The 22,921-nt window shown below is 73.8% G+C and carries 17 protein-coding genes and 2 pseudogenes; 7 read left to right on the top strand and 12 right to left on the bottom strand.

Annotated features, from left to right (window positions below):
• Positions 1 to 35: 35 nt before the first annotated feature.
• The 3 genes from AAG742_RS11455 to AAG742_RS11445 form a co-directional block, all read right to left on the bottom strand.
• Positions 36 to 911 carry a VOC family protein gene (locus tag AAG742_RS11455; RefSeq protein WP_298714306.1) on the bottom strand — a complete coding sequence of 292 codons (876 nt, stop codon included), beginning with the start codon at positions 909 to 911 and terminating at the stop codon, positions 36 to 38.
• Between the two features lie 125 nt (positions 912 to 1,036).
• The gene (locus tag AAG742_RS11450) at positions 1,037 to 3,613 is read right to left on the bottom strand and encodes an FtsX-like permease family protein (protein ID WP_343282154.1); all 2,577 of its coding nucleotides are present in this window, start codon (positions 3,611 to 3,613) and stop codon (positions 1,037 to 1,039) included.
• Between the two features lie 2 nt (positions 3,614 to 3,615).
• Positions 3,616 to 4,497 carry an ABC transporter ATP-binding protein gene (locus AAG742_RS11445; RefSeq protein ID WP_248115757.1) on the bottom strand — a complete coding sequence of 294 codons (882 nt, stop codon included), beginning with the start codon at positions 4,495 to 4,497 and terminating at the stop codon, positions 3,616 to 3,618.
• Positions 4,498 to 4,619: 122 nt separating this feature from the next.
• On the opposite strand from AAG742_RS11445, the gene AAG742_RS11440 reads away from it, so the two are divergent.
• Positions 4,620 to 5,186, top strand: coding sequence for a TetR/AcrR family transcriptional regulator (locus AAG742_RS11440; RefSeq protein ID WP_298714300.1), 567 nt, complete (start codon positions 4,620 to 4,622; stop codon positions 5,184 to 5,186).
• Between the two features lie 7 nt (positions 5,187 to 5,193).
• On the opposite strand, the gene AAG742_RS11435 is transcribed toward AAG742_RS11440, so the two are convergent.
• From AAG742_RS11435 to AAG742_RS11415, 5 genes and pseudogenes are all read right to left on the bottom strand, one after another.
• Positions 5,194 to 5,490 carry a hypothetical protein gene (locus AAG742_RS11435; RefSeq protein ID WP_298714296.1) on the bottom strand — a complete coding sequence of 99 codons (297 nt, stop codon included), beginning with the start codon at positions 5,488 to 5,490 and terminating at the stop codon, positions 5,194 to 5,196.
• Between the two features lie 191 nt (positions 5,491 to 5,681).
• Positions 5,682 to 6,392: a response regulator transcription factor gene (locus AAG742_RS11430; protein ID WP_298714293.1), complete on the bottom strand. Its 711-nt coding sequence runs from the start codon at positions 6,390 to 6,392 to the stop codon at positions 5,682 to 5,684.
• A gap of 165 nt (positions 6,393 to 6,557) precedes the next feature.
• Positions 6,558 to 7,919, bottom strand: coding sequence for a histidine kinase (locus AAG742_RS11425; RefSeq protein ID WP_248115754.1), 1,362 nt, complete (start codon positions 7,917 to 7,919; stop codon positions 6,558 to 6,560).
• 94 nt (positions 7,920 to 8,013) lie between these two features.
• The gene (locus AAG742_RS11420) at positions 8,014 to 9,165 is read right to left on the bottom strand and encodes a nitronate monooxygenase (RefSeq protein ID WP_298714290.1); all 1,152 of its coding nucleotides are present in this window, start codon (positions 9,163 to 9,165) and stop codon (positions 8,014 to 8,016) included.
• Positions 9,166 to 9,174: 9 nt separating this feature from the next.
• Positions 9,175 to 9,996 (bottom strand): annotated as a pseudogene (locus AAG742_RS11415) (IS481 family transposase); the annotation flags it as partial.
• Positions 9,997 to 10,119: 123 nt separating this feature from the next.
• Between AAG742_RS11415 and AAG742_RS11410 the strand changes: the two are divergent.
• Positions 10,120 to 11,373 carry an IS256-like element ISMlu1 family transposase gene (locus AAG742_RS11410; RefSeq protein ID WP_010078638.1) on the top strand — a complete coding sequence of 418 codons (1,254 nt, stop codon included), beginning with the start codon at positions 10,120 to 10,122 and terminating at the stop codon, positions 11,371 to 11,373.
• Positions 11,374 to 11,423: 50 nt separating this feature from the next.
• Here AAG742_RS11410 and AAG742_RS11405 read toward each other — a convergent pair.
• Positions 11,424 to 11,603: pseudogene (locus AAG742_RS11405) on the bottom strand (leucine zipper domain-containing protein); the annotation flags it as partial.
• A 214-nt stretch (positions 11,604 to 11,817) separates the two neighbouring features.
• On the opposite strand from AAG742_RS11405, the gene AAG742_RS11400 reads away from it, so the two are divergent.
• The 4 genes from AAG742_RS11400 to AAG742_RS11385 all read left to right on the top strand — a co-directional run bounded on the left by AAG742_RS11400 (position 11,818) and on the right by AAG742_RS11385 (position 16,382).
• Positions 11,818 to 12,792: an IS481 family transposase gene (locus AAG742_RS11400; protein ID WP_271438116.1), complete on the top strand. Its 975-nt coding sequence runs from the start codon at positions 11,818 to 11,820 to the stop codon at positions 12,790 to 12,792.
• A gap of 58 nt (positions 12,793 to 12,850) precedes the next feature.
• The gene (locus AAG742_RS11395) at positions 12,851 to 14,311 is read left to right on the top strand and encodes an L-lactate permease (RefSeq protein ID WP_248115752.1); all 1,461 of its coding nucleotides are present in this window, start codon (positions 12,851 to 12,853) and stop codon (positions 14,309 to 14,311) included.
• 71 nt (positions 14,312 to 14,382) lie between these two features.
• The gene (locus AAG742_RS11390; RefSeq protein ID WP_298710103.1) at positions 14,383 to 15,048 is read left to right on the top strand and encodes a response regulator transcription factor; all 666 of its coding nucleotides are present in this window, start codon (positions 14,383 to 14,385) and stop codon (positions 15,046 to 15,048) included.
• Positions 15,045 to 16,382, top strand: a complete 1,338-nt coding sequence (locus AAG742_RS11385; protein WP_298710104.1) for a histidine kinase — start codon at positions 15,045 to 15,047, stop codon at positions 16,380 to 16,382. Before AAG742_RS11390 ends, AAG742_RS11385 begins: the two co-directional genes overlap by 4 nt.
• 141 nt (positions 16,383 to 16,523) lie before the next feature.
• Here the strand turns inward: AAG742_RS11385 and AAG742_RS11380 are convergent, their stop codons facing one another.
• From AAG742_RS11380 to AAG742_RS11370, 3 genes are all read right to left on the bottom strand, one after another.
• On the bottom strand, positions 16,524 to 19,904 hold the full coding sequence (locus AAG742_RS11380; protein ID WP_298710106.1) for an HAD-IA family hydrolase: 3,381 nt from the start codon (positions 19,902 to 19,904) through the stop codon (positions 16,524 to 16,526).
• A 141-nt stretch (positions 19,905 to 20,045) separates the two neighbouring features.
• Positions 20,046 to 21,299 (bottom strand): methyltransferase domain-containing protein, encoded by a 1,254-nt coding sequence (locus AAG742_RS11375; RefSeq protein WP_298710108.1) that lies wholly within the window; start codon positions 21,297 to 21,299, stop codon positions 20,046 to 20,048.
• An 8-nt stretch (positions 21,300 to 21,307) separates the two neighbouring features.
• Positions 21,308 to 21,916: a hypothetical protein gene (locus tag AAG742_RS11370; RefSeq protein ID WP_298710110.1), complete on the bottom strand. Its 609-nt coding sequence runs from the start codon at positions 21,914 to 21,916 to the stop codon at positions 21,308 to 21,310.
• Between the two features lie 44 nt (positions 21,917 to 21,960).
• On the opposite strand from AAG742_RS11370, the gene AAG742_RS11365 reads away from it, so the two are divergent.
• A complete protein-coding gene (locus AAG742_RS11365; protein WP_282442580.1) occupies positions 21,961 to 22,920 on the top strand; it encodes a hotdog domain-containing protein in 960 nt (319 codons plus the stop codon).
• The last annotated feature ends 1 nt before the right edge of the window (position 22,921 follow it).

The raw sequence follows: 22,921 nt of genomic DNA, 5'->3' as shown, positions 1-22,921 counted from the left end.
GGTGCGTCGTGGAGGAGCGGCGGGCAGCGCCGCCCTCATCCGCGCGGCGGCTGGTTCAGCTGGAACGTCGCGCCGGCCGGGTCCAGCACCGAGGCGACGACGCCGAACGGCGAGTCCATCGGCCCGTCCACGACGCGGCCGCCGTGCTCCGCCACGACGCGCACGGCCTCCTCCATGTCCGTGACCTGGAAGTAGGGGCGCCAGTAGCTCGGGGTGCCCTCGGGCAGCCACTGGGTCGCGTCGCACAGGCCAGCGGTGGAGTCCTCGTCGGCGAAGTTCGTGGCGTACGCGGGGCCCTCGCCGGCGGCACCGGGGTCGACGTCGCCCGCCGCGCCGTCGCCGTCCGGGGCGTCCCCGCGCATCGGGACCACGTCCCAGCCGGCCACGTTCCGGTAGAACGCGGCGTCCGCGGCGACGTCCGTGGACATCACCTCGAACCACACGGAGGTGCCGGGGGTCAGCGGCAGGTCGTGGCCGGGGAACTCGCCCGGCTCCCAGAAGCCCAGTGCCTCGCCGCCGGCGCTCTCCACGATCGCCATGCGGCCGAGCGGGCCCACGTCCATCGGCTCATTGACCACGGTCCCGCCGTGCTCGGCCACGAGCTCCATCGTCCGGTCGATGTCCTCGGTCTTGAGGTACACCGTCCACACGGCCGGCGGCATGCCCTCGGGTGCGGGCGGCAGGTCGGCCGCGTCCATCGCGCCGCCCACGGTGGCGTCGTCCTTGCGGATCATCATGTAGTGGCCGTACTCCTCGCCCTGGTCCTCGAAGGTCCAGCCGAACAGCGCCTCGTAGAAGGCGCGCTGTGCGGGGAAGTCGACGGCGGTGTAGTCGATCCACACGGGGGAGCCGACGGTGACGGCGGGCTGATCGGGGGTGGCGGAGAGGTTCGTGACGGAGGTCTCGCTCATGGGGCCCACGCTAGACGGCGGCGCCGAGCCTGTCTGCAGTCGGCGGCGCGCCGCCGGGGAGCCCCGGGCGTCTCTCGCGGGCCACCCGGCCGCCGGGCCCGGAGCGCCCGGCGGCCGGGCCCGCATCACACGGCCGCCAGGCCCTCCACGGGGCTCAGGTTCGCCGCCCGACGAGCGGGCAGCAGCGCCGCCACCAGTCCGGCGAGGGCGGCCACCAGCACGATGAGGGCCAGCTCGAGCCACGGAACGGTGGGACGCACCACGGAGGATCCGTCCGAGTTCGCGAGCAGGTCGCCCAGGATGAGCTGGGAGCCGGCCCATCCGTAGAACACGCCGAGCGCGCAGCCCAGCAGGGCGGCCACTCCGGCGATCAGCACGGACTCGATCGCGATCATCCCGCGCAGCCCGCCCCGCGTCAGGCCCAGGGCCCGCAGCAGCGCGTTCTCGCGCGTCCGCTCGATCACGGAGAGGCTCAGCGTGTTGGCCACGCCGACCAGCGCGATCAGCACGGACACGGCCAGCAGCGCCACCACGATCCACAGCATCGCGTCGATGATCTGGGCGTACACGGCGCGCGTCGGGGCGCCGCCGTCCATGATGACGGCGCCGGAGCCGGCCGCCTCGGTGACGTCGTCGGCGAGGGCCTGCAGCTCGTTCACGGGCACGTTGCCCGACAGGGCCACGAGTAGCTGGCTGGGCACGGTGACCCCGCCGTCGAAGGCCACGGGCGCCCCGTCCCACCCGGCGGCGCGCGCGGTCTCCTCGGCGACGTACACGCCCGAGCCGAGCGAGCCGCCGCGCACGGGGGCGAGGGTCCGCTCGGCGCCGGCCACGGTGGCCGGGACGTCGCCCTCCACCCACTCGGGGACGAACACGGTGCCCGGCTGGCCGAGGCGCGCCTCCTCGTCCGGGGGCAGGTCGGCGACGGCGCCACGCAGGGCGGCGCTCGGCGCGGCGAGCACGGTGGAGCCGTTCTCCGTGGTCCCGACCGGCACGGCCAGGGCCACGGCGCCGACGTCGTCCACCCCGCGCACGCGCTCGGCGGCGGCTGCGGCGTCCGCGCCGGCGGGCACCGAGACGACGAGGTCCACGGGGTAGGCGGCGTCCAGGGCCAGGTTGGTCGTGTCCTGCGCGGTGCGCCCGCCCGTCAGGAAGAGTGCCACGAGGGTGGTGCCCACCAGGAGGGCGGCGGCCGTGGCCGCGGTGCGCGAGCGGTGCCGCGTGGCGTTCAGGCCCGCGAGGCGGCCGGGCACGCCGGCCGGGCGGGCCAGCACGGACGCGCCGTGCACGGCGGCCGGCACGAACAGCGAGGCCAGCAGGAGCACGCCGAGGAAGGAGAGCGCTCCGCCGCCGATCGCGGACAGCGGCTCGGGGGCGAACGCACCGAACAGCATGAGGGCGGTGCCGCCCACGGCCAGCACGGTGCCGATCACGGTGCGCACCACGCCGCCGCGGGAGGCCGCGCGGACCTCCTCCGCGGGCCGCAGGGCCTGCAGCGGGGAGACACGGGTGGCGGCGAGGGCCGGGGCGATCGCGGCGGCGAGCGTCACGAGGACGCCGACCAGGACGGTGACCAGCAGGGTCACCGGATCGGCGGCGAAGGTGAGGGTGTTCATCTCGAACATCGCGCGGACGGCGGCCACGAGGCCCGCGGTCGCGGCGACGGCGAGGACGACGCCGAGCACGGAGCCGATCAGGCCCACCACGAGCGCCTCCACGAGCACGGAGGTGCGGACCTGCCCCGCCGTGGAGCCGAGGGTGCGCAGCAGCGCGAGGTCACGCGTGCGCTGGGCGACGAGCACCTGGAAGGTGTTGGCGATGACGAGGGCCGTGACCAGCAGGGCCAGGGCGGCGAAGCCGCCGAGGATCCAGCCGAAGACGTCCGTGCCGCCGCTGGCGTCGGCCAGGGTGGCGCGTGCGGCGTCGTCCGGGGTGCGGACCTCGGCGGACACGCCGCGCTCCGTGAGGACGCCGGTGACGGCCGAGGCGACAGCGTCCCGGTCCGCGCCGTCGGTCAGGCGCAGCAGCACGTGGGGGCTGTAGGCGTCCACGGCGCCGGCATCGCCGACCTGCGGCTCCTGCACGGCCGCCACCGTGGGCCCTCCCGCCCAGATCTGCCCGCCCGAGGAGAGGGTGGGATCGGGGGAGGGCGTGGTCAGGCCGGTCACGGTGGCCTCGATGGTGCCGCCCACCGGATCGCCGGAGAGGGTCACGACGTCGCCGACGGCCACGCCCTCCCGCTCGGCGGTGGAGGTGTCCAGGGCGATGCCGCGCGGATCGGCGGGGGCGGGGTAGGAGCCCTCCGTGAGGGAGACGGCGATCAGGGAGGAGTCGCGGGGCACCGGCTGGACGATCGCGCCGAAGTCCGCGTCCCCCGTGGTCGCGGTCGCCCACGTCAGCTGCGTGGAGTAGGCCTCCTCGACGCCCTCGATCCGCCCGAGCGGGCCGGGCTGCCCCACCGTGCCGGCCAGGCCGGGGAAGGCGGCCGTGGGATCCTCGGCGGAGGAGTCGGTGGCCTTCGGCATGACCACGAGGTCGCCGGCGGCGTACGTGTTGCCGAGCGTGGTGCGCAGGGTGGCCTGGCCGCTCGAGGAGACGAGGAAGGAGGCGGCCAGGAACATCGTGCCGATGAGGATGGCCAGGATGACGGAGATGTAGCGGCGCGGCTGCGTCCGCAGCTGGGAGAGGGCGACGGTCCACATGCTCAGCGCACCCCGCCCCGCACGGAGGCCGAGGCGCCCTGCGCCGCACCCGTGGACAGCGCCGTCATGGCCTCGGTGACGGACTCCACCGTGGGGCCGATCAGCTCGCCGGCCAGCACGCCGTCGGCGAGCAGCACCACGCGGTCCGCGGCGGAGGCCGCCACGGGGTCATGCGTGACCATGATGATGGTCTGGCCCATCTCCCGCGTGGAGCGGCGCAGCAGGCCCATGACCTCCGCGGAGGCGGCGGTGTCCAGGTTGCCGGTGGGCTCGTCGCCGAACACCACGTCCGGGCGGGTGAGCAGGGCGCGGGCGACGGCGACGCGCTGCTGCTGGCCGCCCGAGAGCTCGTGCGGGCGGTGCTTCAGGCGGTCCGTGAGGCCGAGCGTCGCGGTGATCTCCTCGAGCCACGCGCGGTCCGGCTTCTTCGACGCCAGCTCGAGCGGCAGCACGATGTTCTGCTCCGCGGTGAGGGTGGGGACGAGGTTGAAGGACTGGAACACGAAGCCGACCCGGTCCCGGCGCAGGCGGGTCAGCGCTGTGTCGTCCAGGCCCGTGATCTCGGTGCCGCCCAGCATCACGGACCCGGAGGTCGGGGTGTCGAGGCCCGCGAGGCAGTGCATGAGCGTGGACTTGCCCGAGCCGGACGGGCCCATGATCGCGGTGAAGCGGCCGGTCTCGAAGTCCACGTCCACGCCCCGCAGGGCGTGCACCTGCGCGTCGCCCTTCCCGTAGGAGCGGGTGAGGGCGCGCGCCGAGACGGCGTGCGCCGTCGTCGTGGTGGCGGCGGGTCCGGGCGCACCGGTGGCGAGCGGGGAGGACGCGACGGCGTGGCCGGCGGTGGGGGAGGTGTGGTCGCGGGGCGAGGCGGCTGCGGTGCTCATGGGCCCACCCTCCCGCGGGCAGCGCCCGCACGGGATCGGAGCACGGGATGGACTGCGGCGCGCCTCGGGTCATACCGGGGGTGGACCGGCACCTGACCTGAGGAGGATGGGAGGATGGGGGCATGAGAGCCGACGCCCGCGCCAACCGTCAGGACCTGCTGGCCGCGGCCGCACACCTGCTCCAGGAGCAGGGCGCCGGGATGTCCCTGCGCGCCGTGGCGCAGGAGGCCGGTCTCGGCGTGGGGACGCTGTACCGGCACTTCCCCACCCGGCGCGACCTGCTCACGGCCGTCCTCGAGCAGGTGGTGGTGCGCATCCGCCGCATCCTCACCCGCTTCATCGCGGGCGTGGGGGACCCGGAGGAGCGGTGGCGCCGGCTGGCGAGCGAGCTGGCCGAGGCGAACCTGACGTCCATGCTGGCCGCGCTGGACTCGGTCACGGCCCGCGACCTCCCACAGCACGACCTCTTCGACGAGGCCGAGGAGGAGATCCTCGACCTCGCCGACCGGGCGGTGGCGATGGCGGCCGAGGCGGGCCTCGTGGGGGAGGACCTGACGGCCCGGCACTACTTCATGGGGCTGCTCACGCTCACGAGGCCGCTCACCTCGGACGTGCTGGACCGCTTCCCCGAGCAGAACGACTGGCTGCTCGACGTGTACCTGCGCGGGCTGCGGCCCACGGCGGGCTGAGCGCGGCTCAGTCCTCCGTGCGGCAGAGCACGGAGACGCTCACCCCGGCCAGCGTGGTGATGGCCCCGGTGAGCAGGAGGCGCGGCAGGCCCTCGAGGTCGGTGAGCAGGGCGAGGCCGAGCATGGCCAGCGCGCCGGTGACGAGGCAGACGAAGAACACGAGGCAGTCGCCGTCGCGCTCGTCCCTGACCGTGGAGGTGCTCCCGCGGCCGGCGGGGCTGGCGGGACGGATGGGCGCCGCGGCGCTGGTCGGTGCCGACTCGTGCGGTTCCGTCGGCTGGGGCTCGGTGTGCATCGTGGTCATGGCGGTCACTCCCCGGGTACGAGACAGGCCCATCGGGGCGCTGTGACTCCATCATCCGGGGCGCGGCGCGCGGGCGGGACCGCCGTCCGGATGACTTCCCCTCGGGTGGGTGTCATACCCGGGTATGAACGGTGAGGGCCGTCCGCTGCGGCTGCTCGGCCGGGCGCCGGCGCCGGTCCGACGCGGCGGCCTCAGTACTGCACGAGCCCCGCGCGGAGCGCCGTGAGCACCGCGTGCACGCGGTCCCGCGCGCCGAGCTTGGCGAGCACGCGGCCCACGTGGGTCTTCACCGTGGCCTCGGAGAGCACGAGCTGGGCGGCGATCTCCAGGTTGGACGAGCCCTGGGCCATGAGCACGAGCACCTCGCGCTCGCGCGGGGTGAGCGAGTCGACGGCGGTCTGCTCCGCGGCGCACTCGGAGGTGCGGGCCTGGTCCGTGCGCAGGCGGGGCGCCATGTGCTGCAGCAGACGGCGTGTGGTGGACGGTGCGATCACGGCGTCGCCGCGGTGCACGGTGCGGATCGCGGAGAGCAGCTGCTCGGGCGGGGCGTCCTTGAGGAGGAAGCCGCTCGCGCCGGCCTCGATCGCTTCGAGCGCGTACTCGTCGAGGTCGAAGGTGGTCAGCACGACGACGCGCGGCGCGTGGGGGAGGCGCAGGAGGGCGCGCGTGGCCTCGATGCCGTCCATCTCCGGCATGCGCACGTCCATGAGCACGACGTCGGCGCCCGCCACGGCGACCGAGCCAGCGGCCTCGCGCCCGCTGCCGGCCTCGGCCACGACCGTGAGGTCCGGCTGGGAGTCCACGAGCATGGCCAGCCCTCCGCGGATCAGGGCCTGATCGTCCACGAGGGCCACGCGGATGGGGGCGTCGGACGGGTCGGTACGCTCGGGGGCAGTGCTCATGCTCGGATCCTCTCAGACGGACGGCTCTCCATGCCGCCGGGCGCAGTACTGCCAGGTGACCCCCGTGGTTGCTTGGCAATACTGCGCCCGGCAGAGACGCGGGCGGGTGTTCGACGGCGGGTGTCCGCGGGCGGGAGTTCGGCGGCGGCCTCTCGGCGGCGGGCTCTAGACCGCGGAGTAGGGCAGGTGCGCGCTCACGCGGAAGCCGGCCCCGACGCGCGGGCCGGTCTCCACGGTGCCCCCGAACAGGGTCACGCGCTCAGCGAGTCCGCGCAGCCCCTGGCCCGAGCCTGCCGTGGCGGGGTCGGCGCCGGCGCCCCGCCCGTCGTCGTCGGCCTGGATGTCCAGCCCGCGGGCGGTCCACGCGAGGGTCACGAAGGCGCGCGCCCGCGGGCCGCCGTGCCGCAGCGTGTTGGTGAGCGCCTCCTGCACGATCCGGTACGCCGTGAGCTCACCGCCCGCCGGGAGCGCGCGGCGTGGGGTGCCCGTCTCCAAGAGCGAGATCTCGAGGCCGGAGAGGCGCATGGTGTCGACGAGCGAGGGCACGTCCGCCAGTCGGGGCTGCGGGCGGTGCTCCACGGGACGGGAGCCGAGGCCGCCGGGCGAGGCGGCGGGGCCGGGGGCGCGGGGCGTCGACGGCGCGGAGGGCTCCACGGTCCCCGCGCCCGTCCCGGACTCCGCGATGCCGGGCACCCCGGCCACGGTCTGGCCGGTCTCCCGGAGCACGCCGAGCAGCTGGCGCATGTCCGCCAGCGCCGCGCGGCCCGTCTGCCCGATGGTGCCGAGCGCCTGCACGGCGATCTCGGGCCTGGCGGCCGCGGCGTACCGGGCGCCGTCGGACTGGGAGATGATCACCTGCAGCGAGTGGGCCACGATGTCGTGCATCTCCCGGGCGATGTGGTTGCGCTCGTCCGCGGCGGCCAGCTGGCGCTCCTGGCGCGCCTGCGTCTCGAGCCGGCGGGCGCGGTCCTCGAGAGCGCGCAGGGCCAGCCGCCGGTGGCGCACGGTGTCCCCGAACGCCCACGCCGTCAGCACCACGGAGCCGCAGCCGATCGTCATGATGACGAACGCCTCGAGCGTGGGCGGGGACTGCACGCCCTCGGCGCCGGTGAACGCCGCGGGGAACAGCCATACGCGCAGGCCGTTGAGCAGGCCGCCCGCGAGCGCGGTCAGCAGGCCCGCGAAGGAGACCCACCGCGGGGCGTTGGCCGCGAGGTTGTAGACCGTCATCGGCACGAGCACGAGCACCGCGCTGAACTCCGGGCCGAACAGCAGGTGGAGCACGGCGAACACCACGACGACGACGGCCGAGGCGACCGGCCGCGTGCGGCGGGCCGCCCACGGGAGGACCATCCCTGCGGAGAGCACGATGGCGATCGCGGCCTCGACCGGAGCCGGGCCCGCGAGCGTGCCCAGCATGACCCACGGCCCCGCGCCGAACACCAGGAGCAGCAGGACCGTGGTGATCACGTCGGTGCGCACCGGGTGGGCGCGCATCCACTGGTCGATCCGGTGCAGGGGGTTCACGCGGGCCAGCCTAGGGGCGTGGCCGCTCGCCGCGCGTCAGACCGGGGGATGACGCCCCCGGCACGACGGGTCTCGGAGCGGGCCCCGGGGGCGCTCAGCGGGGGTCGAGGGAGGCCAGCACGGCGGCGGCGTCCGCCTCCCGCACGCGGCCGGCGCCGGTGCCGGCCCACAGGTGCCCGCGGCCCAGGTCCCCGCGCTCGGCGGCCGCGGCGCGCAGCCCCGTCGTGAGCACGTTGACCTCCGGGTACGCAGCCGGCGCGTCCGGGAACGCCGCCATGAACGGGGTCCGCAGGGACCGTGCCCAGCGCCCCGTGTAGGCGCGGGTCAGGGCGGTGTCGGCCGCGCCGTCGTCGCCGGTGAAGGCCACGCCCGCCGCGGCCTGCCGCAGGCCCTCGCGGTGCACCGCCGAGGTGCCCGCCTCGGGCGTGAGCAGGAACGCGGTGCCCGCGGCCACGGCGGTGGCGCCCGTGCCGAGGAGGGTGCGGACCGGCGCCGCGGAGGCGACGCCGCCCGCCGCCACGAGCGGCATGCCCGGCCCGACGGCGGCGGACACCTCCGCCACAAGGGCGACGGCTCCCGTGGTCCCCGGGTCCGCGGCCGGGTCCAGCGTGCCGCGGTGGCCTCCCGCCTCCGGGCCCTGCACCACGAGGAACGCCGCCCCGTTCCGCACGGCCGCGCGCGCCTCGGCCGTGCTCGTCACGGTGACCCCGGCCACGATGTCCGCGGCGGCGAGCCGGCCGAAGACCTCTGCGGCGGGCAGTCCGAACGTGAAGGTCACCATCGGCCAGGCCTGCTCCTCGGCCGCGGCCAGCATCGCCTCGAACGCGTCCCGCTCGGCGTCCGGGTCCGGGGTGGCGTCCTCGATCGTGGGCAGGGCCGCGCCGAGCTCCTCCGCCACCGGCGCGAGGCGCTCGCGGTAGGCGGCGACGTCGTCGCGCCGGCGGGCGCGCGCGGCGGCGGTGCGCGCCCCCGCCGGGACGGCGGTGTTGACCGCATCCGGGACGAAGAGGTTCACGCCCCAGTGCTCCTCCCCCCGGGATCCGGCGGTCAGGAGATGCCGCAGCTCGTCCACCTGCGCGCGGACCTCCTCCGGGGCTCGCATCCCGCAGGCCAGGACGCCGCCCCCGCCTGCGCGCAGCACGGCGGCGACGAGCGCGGGCGTCGAGGGCCCGCCGGCCATCGGGGCGGCGAACACGGGCACCGCGGGGGAGAGGACGTCATGCGGGGAGACGGGGGTCATGGCCATGCCGCCAGCCTAGGTGTGATGTCCAGGGAGGTTGTTGAGCCTGGTGGCAGGCGCGGCGCCGATCGCGGAGTGGACGCGATGATGATTGTAGAAGTGCAGCCATCCAGGCAACGCGGCCCTGCGTTCCGTCTCTGAGCTGTAGAACCGGGCATAGGCCCACCCGTCAGCGAGCGTGCGATGGAACCGCTCAATCTTCCCGTTCGTCTGCGGCCGGTAGGGCCGAGTCCGCTTGGGCTTGATCCCGAGCTCGGTGCAGGCATCACGCCAGGCATGCGAGCGGTAGGCCGAGCCGTTGTCCGAGAGCACCCGCTCCACCTCCACGCCCAGGCGCGCGAAGTGGGCGACCGCGCGGCGCAACACCGCGATGGCCGTCTGGCTGCGTTCATCGGAGTGCATCTCGACATAGGCGAAGCGGGAGTGATCATCGATCACGGTGTGCAGAAAGCCCACCCCGAGCCGGGGCTGGTATCGGGCATCACGGGTTCCTTCGCGGTCCGAGGTCGCCGCGCGGTGCTTCATGCCCTGCTGGCGCCCGACGAATCGGTGTCCGCCCCCGTCGGGGATGCGCCCGAACTTGGTGACGTCGACGTGGATCAGCGAACCGGGGTGGGGGTGCTCGTAGCGGCGGATCGGCTCGCCGGTGACCCGGTCCAGACGGGCGAGGCGGTTGATCCGGCAGCGCACGAGCACGGCATGGACGGTGGAGGCCGGCATCCTGAGTTCTCCGGCGATCTGTGCCGGCCCCAGGCGTCGGCGCCATCGGGCGGCCACGATCTGTTTCACCACCGCCGGCGGTGTTCTGGTCGGCATCGTGGACGGCCGGCTGGACCGGAGTAGTGCCCCATAGAGTGGTGTAGCGCACGGTGACTGGGCACGTCGTTCCGGATGTGGACGCGGCCACCGTGTGATCCTTCGAGTCAACCTTCCACAGAATCCTCGAACGGAGTCATCACGATGACCGCTCCTCATATTGTCGACCCTGCCGGCCTGCTCGGCGAAGCCCTGTCCGAAGCATCCCCGGATTTGATGCGTTCGTTGCTGCAGACCGTGATCAACTCCCTGCTCTCCGCTGACGCCGACGCGGTGGTCGGCGCCGAATGGGGTAAACCCACCCCGGGCCGAGCTACCCAGCGCAACGGGTACCGGCACCGGGACCTGGACACCCGGGTCGGGACCCTGGACGTGGCGATCCCCAAACTCAGGTCGGGCACGTACTTCCCGGAGTGGCTGCTCGAGCGCCGCAAAAGGGCCGAATCCGCGCTGATCACGGTGGTCGCCGACTGCTACCTGGCCGGGGTCTCGACCCGGCGGATGGACAAACTGGTCAAGACCCTCGGGATCAACGCGCTGTCGAAGTCCCAGGTCTCGCGGATGGCCACCGAGCTGGACGAGCAGGTCGAGTCCTTCCGTCATCGCCCGCTCGGGGAGGCTGGGCCGTTCACGTTCGTGGCCGCCGACGCGCTGAGCATGAAGGTCCGCGAGGGCGGCCGGGTGGTCAACGCCGTGGTGCTGCTGGCCACCGGGGTCAATGGTGACGGCCACCGCGAGGTCCTCGGCCTGCGGGTGGCCACCTCGGAGACGGGGTCGGCGTGGAACGAGTTCTTCGCCGACCTGGTGGCCCGGGGCCTGACCGGAGTCCGCCTGGTCACTTCCGACGCCCACACCGGGCTCAAGGACGCCATCGCCGCGAACCTGCCCGGAGCGACCTGGCAGCGGTGCCGGACCCACTACGCGGCGAACCTGATGGGCATCACCCCCAAGTCCATGTGGCCGGCCGTGAAGGCCATGCTGCACTCGGTGTATGACCAGCCCGACGCCGCCAGCGTGGACGCCCAGTTCGACCGGCTGCTGGACTACGTCAGCGAAAAGCTGCCCGCGGTGGCCGAACACCTCGATGGTGCCCGGGCGGACATCCTGGCGTTCACCACGTTCCCCAAGGACGTGTGGACCCAGATCTGGTCGAACAACCCGGCCGAACGGCTCAACCGCGAGATCCGGCGTCGCACCGACGCCGTGGGCATCTTCCCGAACCGGGCAGCGATCGTGCGCCTGGTCGGGGCGGTGCTGGCTGAGCAGACCGATGAGTGGGCCGAGGGCCGCCGCTACCTCGGCCTCGAGGTGTTGGCCCGCTGCCGCCTCACCACCGTGGACGACACCGGGAACGAGGTGAACGCCGAACCGGAAACCACCCTCGAACTCAGCGCCTAACAGCACCAATGGAGGATCAGAGCGTTACACCACTACTCGGGACTTGACCTGGACCGGTCTGCCATCCCTGCAGGTCCCTCGGCCCGGAAGCGTGTGGCCCATTTGCGTGCGGTGGGTGGGGAGACCATGAACATCTTGGCCGCGGTGGCGACCGGCCAGTGCTCCTCGACGATGAGCTTGGCCAGGCGTAGGCGGGCGCGAGGGGTCAGGGCGGCGTTAGCGTGGGACATGAAGGCCTTCTGTTCGCGTGAGCGGTTTCTCGACAACTCCACTCTCGCAACAGGAGGCCTTCGCCTGTCAGCTGTTCACGCAACAACGTCCCTGGACATCACACCTAGGTGTACCCGGTCAGGACGTTGGTGGCACGAGGGAGCTTGAACAAAGGAGAACCTCCGGGTGGGATGTGGCTTGTCTAAGGCCCACATCACAAACCCAGAGGTTCTCATGTCCCACGGTAGCGCCCGCCTGACCGTTCACGGCCGTCGACTCATCGTCCAACGCCACCAAGCCGGATGGGCTCAAGCCCACATCGCCGCCGCGATGGGGGTCTCACGAAAATGCGTGAAAACCTGGATCGACCGGTACGCGTGCGAGGGCGATGCAGGCCTGGCCACGCGTTCCTCCCGCCCCCACACCAGCCCCACGAGATCTTCTGCAGCCACGGAGCAGGCGGTGCTCGCCGCTCGCGCCGAGCACCGGTACGGGCAGGACCGTCTTGCCCCGCTCACCGGGGTTCCAGCACGCACGATCGGCAGGATCCTGCGTCGTCATCACGTGCCCCGCCTGGCCGCATGCGACCCGATCACCGGGGAGGTGATCCGTTCTTCGAAGACGACCACGCGCCGGTACGAACGAGACCGGCCCGGGGAACTGGTCCACGTGGACGTGAAGAAGCTGGGCAAGATCCCCGAGGGCGGGGGCTGGAGAGCACGAGGACGCGCGGCGACCGAGGCTGAGAAAGGCCGGCGCCCCAAGATCGGATACGACTACGTGCACGCGATGGTCGATGACCATTCCCGCTTGGCCTACGCCGAGGTCCTGGCCGACGAGACCGGGCAGACGTGCGCGGGATTCCTGCAGCGGGCCGCGGCGTACTTCGCCTCTCGGGGGATCACGAGGATCGAGCGTGTCATCACGGACAACGCGTTCGCGTATCGCCATAGTGCAGCGTTCCGGGCCGCGGTGGCCGGGCTCGGGGCCAGGCAGAAGTTCATCCGCCCGCACTGCCCGTGGCAGAACGGCAAGGTCGAGCGGTTCAACCGGACGCTGGCGATCGAGTGGGCCTACCGGCAGGTGTTCACCTCCAGTGCTCACCGACAGGACGCGCTTGCCCCGTGGTTGGAGTACTACAACACTGAGCGGGGTCACGCCGCGCTCGGAGGACACCCGCCCATGAACCGGGTGCCACCAACCTCATGACCGGGTACACCTAGGAGGAGGGGCCTACAGTGGGTGGGTCCGAGGCCCGGGAGAGGGGGTGCGTGTGCAGGTCCTGTGGTCGCTGGCCCCCATCCTCCTCACCCTCGCCCTGCTGCTGACGAAGCTGCCCGCGTGGGTGGCCCCGGCCGCCGGCGCGCTGCTGGCCGCCGTCCTGGCTCCCACCGTGTTCGGCGTGGACCCGGGGGCGCTCGGCGTCGCGCTCGCCGGCGGCGTGCCCACGGTCCTGGAGATCCTCGCGATCATCGCCGGCGGCATCACGCTCTCCCGCGTCATGGAGCACACCGGTGCGCACCAGCGCCTCGGGCAGTGGCTCTCCGCGGGGGCGGGTCCCTCGATCGCCACGGGCCTGCTCATGGTGCACGGCGTGATCCCGTTCCTGGAGACGGTCACGGGCTTCGGGGTCTCGCTGATCGTCGGCGTGCCGCTGCTGATCGGCCTGGGGTACACGGCGTTCCGGTCCGCGGTGATGGCCGTGCTCGCCCTCACCATCGGGCCGTGGGGGTCCATGGCGCCGGGAACCCTGCTGGGCGCCCGGCTGGGGCACCTGGACTTCCAGCAGCTCGGCGTCACCACGGCGGTGTTCAACCTCCCCGCCTCGCTGCTCGCGGGCGTGGTCACGGTGCTGCTGCTCCGGGGGTCACGCGGCACGCGGTTCGACGCCGGCCCGGCCCGTCTCGCCCCGTGGATCGGGGTCGCCCTGCTCTCGGGCGTGGCCCAGTGGGCGCTCATCCTGGGGGCGAACCTGCTGGTCGGCACGGCGCCGGCGGGCGCCCTCGGCACGTTCGTGCTCACCGTGGCCTGGCTGCTCGTGGTCCGTCGGGGCCGGCTCACGCCCGGACCGGGGCGCGACGTCGTCCCGTACCTCACGCTCATGGTGGGCACCGTCATCGGCACCACGGCGGAGTCTGCGCTCGCGCTGAGCGGGCCGCTGTCCGTCGTCGGGACCCCGGCGCTGTGGGCGTTCGTGGCGGTCGGCGTGGGGGTGCGCCTGCTGCACCTGGACGCCGCGGGGCGGCGCGCCGTGCCCGGGGAGGCCGCGCGCCTGTGGGTGGGCACCGCCATTCCCAACGCGCTGTACGTGGCGTTCGGCCTGACGCTCTCGGCGGGCGGGGTCTCCGGCGCGCTGGCGGGCGCGCTCAGCGGCATGGGGGAGTCCTACCTGCTGGCCGTCCCCGTCATCGCGGCCCTGGGCGGGTTCATCACGGCGTCCAACACGGGCGCGATGGCGCTCTTCGGCCCGCTCCAGATGGACACGGGGGCCGCGTTGGGCGTGCCGCCCGTATGGACCAACGGCCTCCACAACGCCGCCGCAGGCTGGGGCATCATCCCGGGCCCGGCACGCATCCAGGTGGCCCACGGCATGGCCGCCGGCTCCCAGACCTCGGAGATGCCCGGCTGGGCCGTGAGCCGCGGCGCCCTGTTCGCGGTGCTGTTCCCCACCATGCTGGCCGGCATCGTTCTCATGTCCGTGATGGGCTGGTTCCTGCTGCCGCGGTGAGCGGCAGGCGGGCCCACATCCCGCCCTTCGGCGGAGGCGCCCGCCCCGCTCGCGCGCCTAGGCTGAACGGCATGATCCGTGTAGTCGTGGCCGACGACCAGACCCTCATGCGCACCGCCCTGGAGCACTTCGTGGCGCAGGCCGACGACATGGAGGTGGTCGGCTCCGCCGAGGACGGCCTCCAGGCCCTGGCCCTGGCCCGCGCCCGGACCCCCGACGTCGTGCTGATGGACATGCAGATGCCCCGCATGGACGGGGTGGAGGCCACGGCGCACATCACCGCGGAGCTGCCGGACACCCGCGTCCTGGCGATCACCACGTTCTCGTCCGAGCAGTACCTCGTCCCCGCCCTGCGCGCCGGCGCCGCGGGCTACCTCGTGAAGGACGCCCCGCCCGCCGACGTCGTGGACGCGATCCGCCGCATCCACGCGGGCGACGCGGTCTTCTCCGCGCGTGTGGCCCAGGACCTGGTGGCCGCCGTGGCGGCCGCGCCCCAGGAGGTCTCCGTCGGCCCCGCCGAGCCGCTCGCCGCGCACGAGCGGCTCACCGAGCGCGAACTCGACGTGGTCAGGGAGCTCGCCAAGGGCTCCTCCAACGCCGAGATCGCGCGGGCGCTGTTCCTCGCGGAGGCCACCGTGAAGTCCCACATCGGCAAGGTCCTGGAGAAGTGGCAGGTCCGCGACCGCGTACAGGTCCTCATCCGTGCCGCCCGCGCCGGACTCGTGGAGCTCGGATGAGCACCGCCGCCCCGGAGCCCGCGGGGCTCCCGACGCCGGCCACGTCCGCGCCGCCCCGCGCCGACGCGTCGGCGGCGGACTCCCGCATGCCCCGTGTGCTGCAGGCCGAGCCGGTCTCCCGGCACACGCGGCTCATCCTCTACGCGCTGGCCGGGCTGCTGGTCGTGCTGGAGGTGACGTCCTCCCTCGTCGGGCCCCTCCTGGAAACATGGCTGTACGCGGACGGCGGCGCGCCGACGTTCGCCGGGGACGAGCCCAGCACCGCCGTGATCCTCGCGCTCGCCACGATCTCCGTGGTGCTGACCCTGCTGTTCGCGTGGCAGCCCAGCCTCGCGGCCGCGCTCGTCCTCGCGGGGACGGCCGTGAGCCTCCTGGGTCTGGTGGGCCCAGACCAGGCCCACCTCAACCCCTTGGCCTTCGTGGGCGGGATCATCCTGGGCGCCCCGCTGGTGGCCCGCTACTCCCGGGCGGGATTCGCGTGGGGCGCGCTCGCGGCGGTCGCGGTGCTCACGGTCGCCGGCGAGGTGCTCGCCGACCCCCCGTCCGCCGACGCAGAGGGCCTGCGCGGCACGATGATCTTCACGGTCGTCCTCGCAGCCCTGCCCACGATCCCCGCGATCTTCGTCCGCCGCACCCGGCACCGCGCCCGGGCGCGTGAGGCGGAGGCCGAGGCCCGGGAGCAGCAGGTCCTGCGCGCCGCGGAGCAGGAGCGCCAGCGGATCGCCGCGGAGCTGCACGACGTCGTCGCGCACGGCCTCACCGTGATCACCATGCAGGCGGCCATGCTGCCCACCCAGACCGACCCCGCGGCGCGCGCCGCCTCGGAGACGGCGATCGAGGAGGCCGCTCGCCAGTCCCTCGTGGACCTGCGGCGCATGCTCACGGCCCTGCGCGGCTCGGACCGCAACGCGCAGACCGCCGAGGGCGACATCGCCGTGGACCTGCCGGCCCGCTTCGACGAGTTCGAGTCGCGCCTGCACGCGGCCGGCTTCGCCGTGGAGCGCACCCTCGCGGACCTCGACCGCCTGCCCCGCTCCATGGAGCTCACGGTGCTGCGCGTGGTGCAGGAGTCCGTGACCAACATCCTCAAGCACACTCCGCGCCGCGGCACGGTGCACCTGTGCTCCCGGTTCGACGACGACGGCCACCTCGTCCTCGAGGTGACCAGCCCGCTCACCACGGGCGAGCCGCGGGCCAGCCGGGTGGTCTCGGCCATCCCCTCCGGCTTCGGCCTGGCGGGCATGCGCGAGCGCGTGGCCGTGTTCGGCGGCGCGCTCACCGCCGGCCCGATGGGCGACGGCTGGACCGTGCGGGCCGTCCTGCCGACCCGCTGACCTGCACCCCGCCCCGCCCCGCCCCGCCCGGCTCCCGCGCCCCTGCGTTTTCGCTAGGGAAATCGTCGTCTCCCTCCCAGCGGATCAGGATGGAGACGACGATTTCCCTAGCGAAAGTCCTGGCGCCCGGGGGAGGAGGACTCAGCCCAGCGGGACCGTGATCTCCTGGCCCGGGCAGAGCGTGTGCTCCTGGCCCGCGATGACCATGGGGACCTCATGCCACATGCCGTCGCCGGCCCGCACGGTCACCTCCGTCTGCGCCATGTGGATCTCCACCGGCTGCTGGTGCCACCGGATCGTGAAGCGCGCGCCGGGCAGCTGGGAGGGCAGGCGCGGGGAGAGGCGCACGACGCCGTCGCGCGTCTCCAGGCCCGCGTAGCAGCGGATGACGGTGTCCACGGTGCCGGCCATGAGGCCGAGGTGGATGCCCTCCTTCGTGGTGCCGCCCTGGGTGTCGGAGAGGTCCGACTCGAGCGCCTCCGTGAAGAGGTCCCACGAGCGGTCCGGGTCCGTGCGGGCCGCCACCCACGCGTGCACCAGACGGGAGAGCGTGGAGCCGTGCGTGGAGCGGGCCTCGTAGTAGGCCACCATCCGCTGGTAGGCCTCCTCCGGGAGCTCGTAGCCCATGCGGCGCAGGATCTCGTCCAGCTCCTCGGCGGAGAACAGGTAGCCGAGCATGAGGGTGTCGGCCTGCTTGGAGAGCTTGTACCGGTTGGTGGCGTCGCCCTCCGCCTGCAGGATCAGGTCCATGCGACCGATGTTGCCGTACGTGGCGCGGTAGGCGTCCCAGTCGAACTCCTCCAGGTCCTGGTAGCCCTCGAACTGCGCCAGGATGCCGGCCTCCTCGCCCTCGGTGAAGAACGGGACCGTGAGCCTCGCGCTGATCTCCTCCCAGCGCTCGATCTCCTCCTCGGTGACCTCCATGACCTCGGTGAGGCCGTCGTCGAGGGTGTCCAGCCAGCGGACCAGGCGTGCGGTCTCGGCCAGGACCCATGAGGTCAGCACGTTGGTGTACGCGTTGTTGCGCAGGCCCGAGCCGGGGGTCTCCGGGTAGCCGTCGTGGAACTCGTCCGGGCCCATGACGCCGTGGATCTCGTAGCGGTCCGTCTCCGCGTTGTGCAGGGTCATGGACACGAAGAAGCGGGAGATCTCCACGAGCATCTCGGCGGCGTAGTCCGAGATGAACGCGGCGTCCTTGGTGATCTCGATGTACCGCAGCACCGAGTACGCGATGTCCAGGGAGACGTGGCGCTGGTTGTGGGAGTTGTCCGGCATCCACATGCGCGAGCGCGGGTTCCACAGCTCGGTGGGGGTCTCCTCGCCGCCGTCCGCGCCGGACTGCCACGGGAACATGGCGCCGGCCCAGCCCTCGGCCTGCGCGTTGGCGCGGGCCTCGCCGAGGCGGCGGAACCGGTACATCAGCAGGCCGCGGGTGATCTCCGGGCGGCGCAGCGTGAGCATCGGGTAGACGTAGATCTCGTCCCAGAAGATGTGCCCGCGGTAGCCCTCGCCGTGCAGGCCGCGGGCGCCCAGGGAGGCGTCCAGGTCCCGACGCCGGCCATAGGCCGTCTGCAGCACGTGGAAGGTGTGCAGGTTCAGGGCCAGCTGCTGGCGCAGGGATGCACCGTCCTTGCCCACGGTGACGGCCGAGCCCACGGAGGCGGAACGGCCGGCCTCGAACACCGGGGTCTCGTACTCGGCGCCCTCGGCGAGCTGCGCCGTGGAGCGGCGCTGGTTGCGGTGCGCGTCCGCGAGGTCGATCCGCACGGCGAAGCGGTCCCAGTTCATCCCCCAGCGCTGCTCGTGCAGGGTCAGCAGGTTGCGGAAGTTCTGCGCGCGCTGCACGGTCTTGACCGCCGACTCCCACACGGAGGCGTTGGCGTGGTCGTGCGTGGTGGCCACGGCCGCGGTCTTCTCCAGCACGAGCGGCACGCCCTCCTCCACGTGGAGGCGGATGTCCTGGCCCGCGACGAGGGGCGAGTCGTCCACGGGGCGGCGGATCGGCTGGTGGTGGCCCACGGGGGCCACCTGCCGGGTGCGGGCGGCCACGGCCACGTGGATGCGGGACTGGCTCGTGACGGTCTCCAGCAGGACGGTCTCGCCGTCGATCTCGCGGGCCTGGGAGGGCTCGAGGTGGTGGTTGGCCAGCGTGCGGTCGTCCGAGACGTTGAGGTTGGCCACGCGGCCCTCGATCAGCGAGCGCGCGGTGAGGTCGCCGGACCAGTTCTCGGCCACCACGGTGAGCTCGATGGCCGCGATGTGGCGGTTGGCGAGCGACTGGAACTGGCGGGTGTGCAGGGTGGTGCGGCGGCCCTGCCCGTCCTCGAACGTCATGGTGCGGGAGAGGACGCCGCGGCGCAGGTCCATCTCCTGGATGAACTCCACGAGGTTCTCGTCGCTCGGCAGCAGGGGGCGGCCGCCGCGGGGGATGACCACCAGCGGCGTCCAGTCCTGGATGTTCACCATGTGCTCGGTGACGACCTCGCGGCCCTGGACCATGGAGGTCAGGCGGTTGAACACGCCGGCCATGTAGGTGCCGGGGTAGTGCACGTCCGTGATGACGGTGCCGGGGATGGCGCCGCGCGTGCCCCAGTACCCGTTGGCCATCGTGCAGAGCACCTCGCGCGTGCCCTCGACGGCGGCGTCGAAGTCGGTCCAGCGCAGCACCCAGGCGGCGTCGAAGGGGGCGGCGGTGCGCTCGTCCAGCGCGAGCGTGCCGTAGTCCTCCACCACCAGGTGGGCGCCGGCGTCCTTGAGGCGGCCGCGGCCGAGGTCCGGCTCGCGGTCCACGCCGATCACCAGGCCGAAGCGGCCGTCCGCGGCGGCCTTGACGCCGGAGACGGCGTCCTCCAGCACCATCGCGTCCGCCACGTCCACGCCGAGCTCGCGCGCGGCCTCCCAGAACATGGCCGGGTCCGGCTTGCCGGGCAGGCCGCGCTCCACGGCGGTGTTGCCGTCCACGATCACGGGGAAGAAGTCCAGCACCCCGCCGGCACCGAGCACCGCGCGCGAGTTCTTGGAGCTGGTCACGAGGGCCACCGGAACGCCGCGGCGGCGCAGCTTCTCCAGCAGGTCGAGCGCCTCGGGGAAGACGCGCACGCCGTCGCGCTCGAGGACCGCCTCGAAGTAGCCCTGCTTGCGCTCGGCCAGGCCGAGGACGGTCAGCTCCGGGGCGGACTCGGTCTCGGGGGCGTCGGCCTCCGGCACGCGCAGGCCGCGGGAGGCGAAGAAGGCCCGCACGCCGTCCTCGCGGGGGCGCCCGTCCACGTGGTGCAGGTAGTCGCCCGCGGCGTCGAAGGGGCGCAGGCGCTCCGGGTCCGCGGCGACGGCGGCCTCGTTGGCCTCCAGGGCGCCGACGGCGGGCAGCGCCTCGTCGAAGAGCTCCTTCCACGCCGCGGCGTGCACGCCGGCCGTGTCGGTGATGACGCCGTCCATGTCGAAGATCACCGCGCGGTAGCGGCGCAGCCGGTGGCGGCGGGCGTTCAGGTCCTGCGAGGCAGCGGGCGTGAGGGTCTGCGTCATGAGCGGGAGGGGCCTTTGCGCTGGTCGGGGAGAGGCCGCGGGAGGCCTCGGGCACTGGGAGACAGCCTAGGGGGAGCGGTCGGCGCGCGTCCCGCCCTCGCGGGGCGAACTTCCGGTGAACCCGCTCACGGGGCGGAGCCGTCAGCGGCGCACGAGGTGCACGAGGGTCTCGGCGTGCCCGGTCTGCGGGAACATGTCGAACACCCGGGCGCGCTCCACGCGGTAGGCCGGCAGGGCCGCGAGGTCCTTCGCGAGGGAGGCTGCGTTGCAGCTGGAGTAGAGGACGTGCGGCACGCCCGAGGCCTGCAGCCCCGCCGCCAGCTCGGGGCCGATGCCCCGGCGCGGCGGGTTCACGACGACGGCGTCCGGCACCGGCGCACCGGCGACCCGGCTGGGGTCGGCGGCGGCGTGCGGGCCCTCGCCCCGTCCCGCCGAGGACAGCGCCTGGGTGGCGTCGCCGGCGTCGAGGTGCACGCGGTCGGCCAGGCCCAGCTCCACGGCGGTGAGCCGTGCCGCGGCGATCGCGTCCTCGCTCGTCTCCATCCCCCAGACCTCGGCCACGCCGGCGCCGCCGTCGGCCACGGGACGGGCCAGGTGGAACGCGAAGCCGCCCACGCCGCAGTACAGGTCCCACGCGCTCGCGGGGCGGGCCTCGGCGAGCCATGCCGCCGCCGTTGCGTAGAGGGCGCGGGTCACGGCGGTGTTGGTCTGGAAGAAGCCCTGCGGACGCAGGCGCAGCCCGATCCCGTTGAGCTCCATGCGCAGGGTGGCGTCCCCGGCGAGGTGGACCTCCTCGCGGCCCTCGGGCAGGGCCACGTGCTCGGGCAGCAGGTTCGCCGTCACCACCCTCGCCGGCGTGCCGGCCTCCTCGAGCGCCGTCCGCAGCGCGGGGACCGCGGCCCGCAGCGCGTCGAGTCGGTCACGGGAGCGCAGCACGAAGCGCACCATCGCCTCGCGGTCCGGGGAGAGCGTCACGATCACGTTCTTCAGCTCGCCGGTGCGCGCGGCCACGTCGTAGGGGGTCAGGTCCGCGGCGCGCACCGTGTCCGCCACGGCGGCGGCGATCCGTTCCATCCCGGGCTCGTACAGGGGGCAGTCGCGCAGGTCCCAGCCGGTGCCGTCGTGGTGCCCGGGGTGCTGGTTCGGGTCCAGGATGCCCAGGCGCGGGTCCTGGGCCGTGCCGGTCACCACGAGCTTGGCCTTGTTGCGGAATCCGGCCGCGGGGGAGGGCGCGGGGTCCAGCCACCGGGTCCCGGCGTCCGACACGTCCGCGAGGCGCTCGCGCACCGCCGCGGCCTTGTCCGCCAGCTGCACGGCGTAGGGCACGCCCAGGAGGGTGCAGGAGCGGCAGCGGCCGGCGTCGTAGTGGTGGCAGAGAAGGACGGGCGAGTCCACGGCGCGGCTCAGAAGTCCGTGCTCGCGCGCAGCTCGGGGCGGTCCAGGCGCTCGGCGAGGTGGTCCAGGGCGAGCTCCGCCGCGGCAGCGATGTCCGCATCCACGTCCATCACCAGGGCGGAGAGCACGGGCACGGCGGCCTCGAGGTCGTTCGGGCCGGCCAGGGCGCCCAGGGCAGAGGCCGCCGACGCGCGGACCTCAGGGTCCGGGTCGCAGCACCCTGCGCCGACGCGGTCCACGAGCGCGTGGTCCACCGCGGCATCGGCGCGCAGGGCGTCGGCCCGTGCGGCCAGCACGAGGTGCACCGCGGAGCGCACCTCGGGCTCGGGGGCGTCGAGGGCGGTCACCAGGGCGGGCAGGGCCCGGCGGTGCCAGGCGCGCGTGAGCGCCAGGGCGCCGGCCGCGGCGGGGGTGAGGGCGTCGTCGTCGCCCAGGATGGCCTGGGCCGCCCCCGAGGTGACGTCCTCCGGGGTGCTGGAACCGGCCAGCAGGCGCGTGGCCACACCCACGACGGCGGCCTCGCCGCGCTCCTCCACGGCGCGCGCCACGCGGCGGGAGAGGCGGTTGAGGGGAGTCTGCGGTTCCGCGGGCAGCGGCAGGGGTTCGCGGGGGGTCATGCGCCCATTCTCCCGCTGACCGGGGCGGTGATACGTTCGGTGACATGAAGCACATCGGAGCCCTGTCCCTCGACTTCCGGGCGGACAGCTTCGACCATCCCTCCGGGATCGTGGACGCCGGCACCGCGATCTCCTGGATCGACAAGGTCTGCTATGCCGTCGCCGCGAGCTGGTCCGGCTCCTTCGTGCGCGCCCGCTACATGGGGAACATGCAGTTCCGCCACGCCGTGCCCGTGGACACGCAGGCCACGGTGCAGGCGCGCGTCGTGCACACGGACGGCTCCGACGTGCACGTGCAGACGCGCCTGATGCTGCCGGAGATCCCCGACGCCGCCGGCGACCCCACGGTCTGCACCTCCTCCATCGCGGTGTACTCGGCCGAGGAGGGCGGCACCCGCCTCGCCGTCCCCCAGTGGGTCCCCGCCACCCCGAACCAGGTCGAGCGCGACGAGCAGGCCCGGCGCTCCACCGTGGCCCGGCGCGAGGTGGAGCGGGGGATGGCCGAGCTGCCCTTCCCCGCCTCCGCCGCGGACCTCGAGGAGATGACCACCCTCTCCTTCCTCGCCCCCACGTCCGAGGCCACCGTGGGCGGCACCGTGAACGCCGGCGCGGTCATGCGCTGGGTGGACGAGGCCGCGGGCGTGTGTGCGGCACGCTGGACGGGCCATGAGAACGTGGTGGCCGTGTTCGCCGGCGGCGTGCGGTTCGTGCGCAACGTGCGGGTCGGCGACCTCGTGCGGGTGGACGCCCTCCTGGTGCACACCACGGACCGCTCCATGCACGTGGCTCTGCGCGTGTACGCCGGGCGTCGCACGAGCCGGCGCCCCCGGCTCGTGGCCCACTCGATCTCGGTGATGGTGGACGTCTCGGACGAGGGCCGCGCCGGCGTCGTGCGGCGCTACGTGCCCGTGAGCGAGGCCGCCCGGCGGCTCGAGGAGTCCGCGGTCGAGCTCGTGCGCCTGCGCTCCGAGATGGGGGCGGCCTGGACGTACGCCCGTCCGTAGA

Origin of the sequence: Micrococcus sp. 2A (assembly GCF_039519235.1) — a bacterium.
In the GTDB taxonomy this organism is placed as follows: domain Bacteria; phylum Actinomycetota; class Actinomycetes; order Actinomycetales; family Micrococcaceae; genus Micrococcus.
Note: the sequence above shows the minus strand (reverse complement) of the source record. Positions and strands in the feature narration are given on the sequence as shown.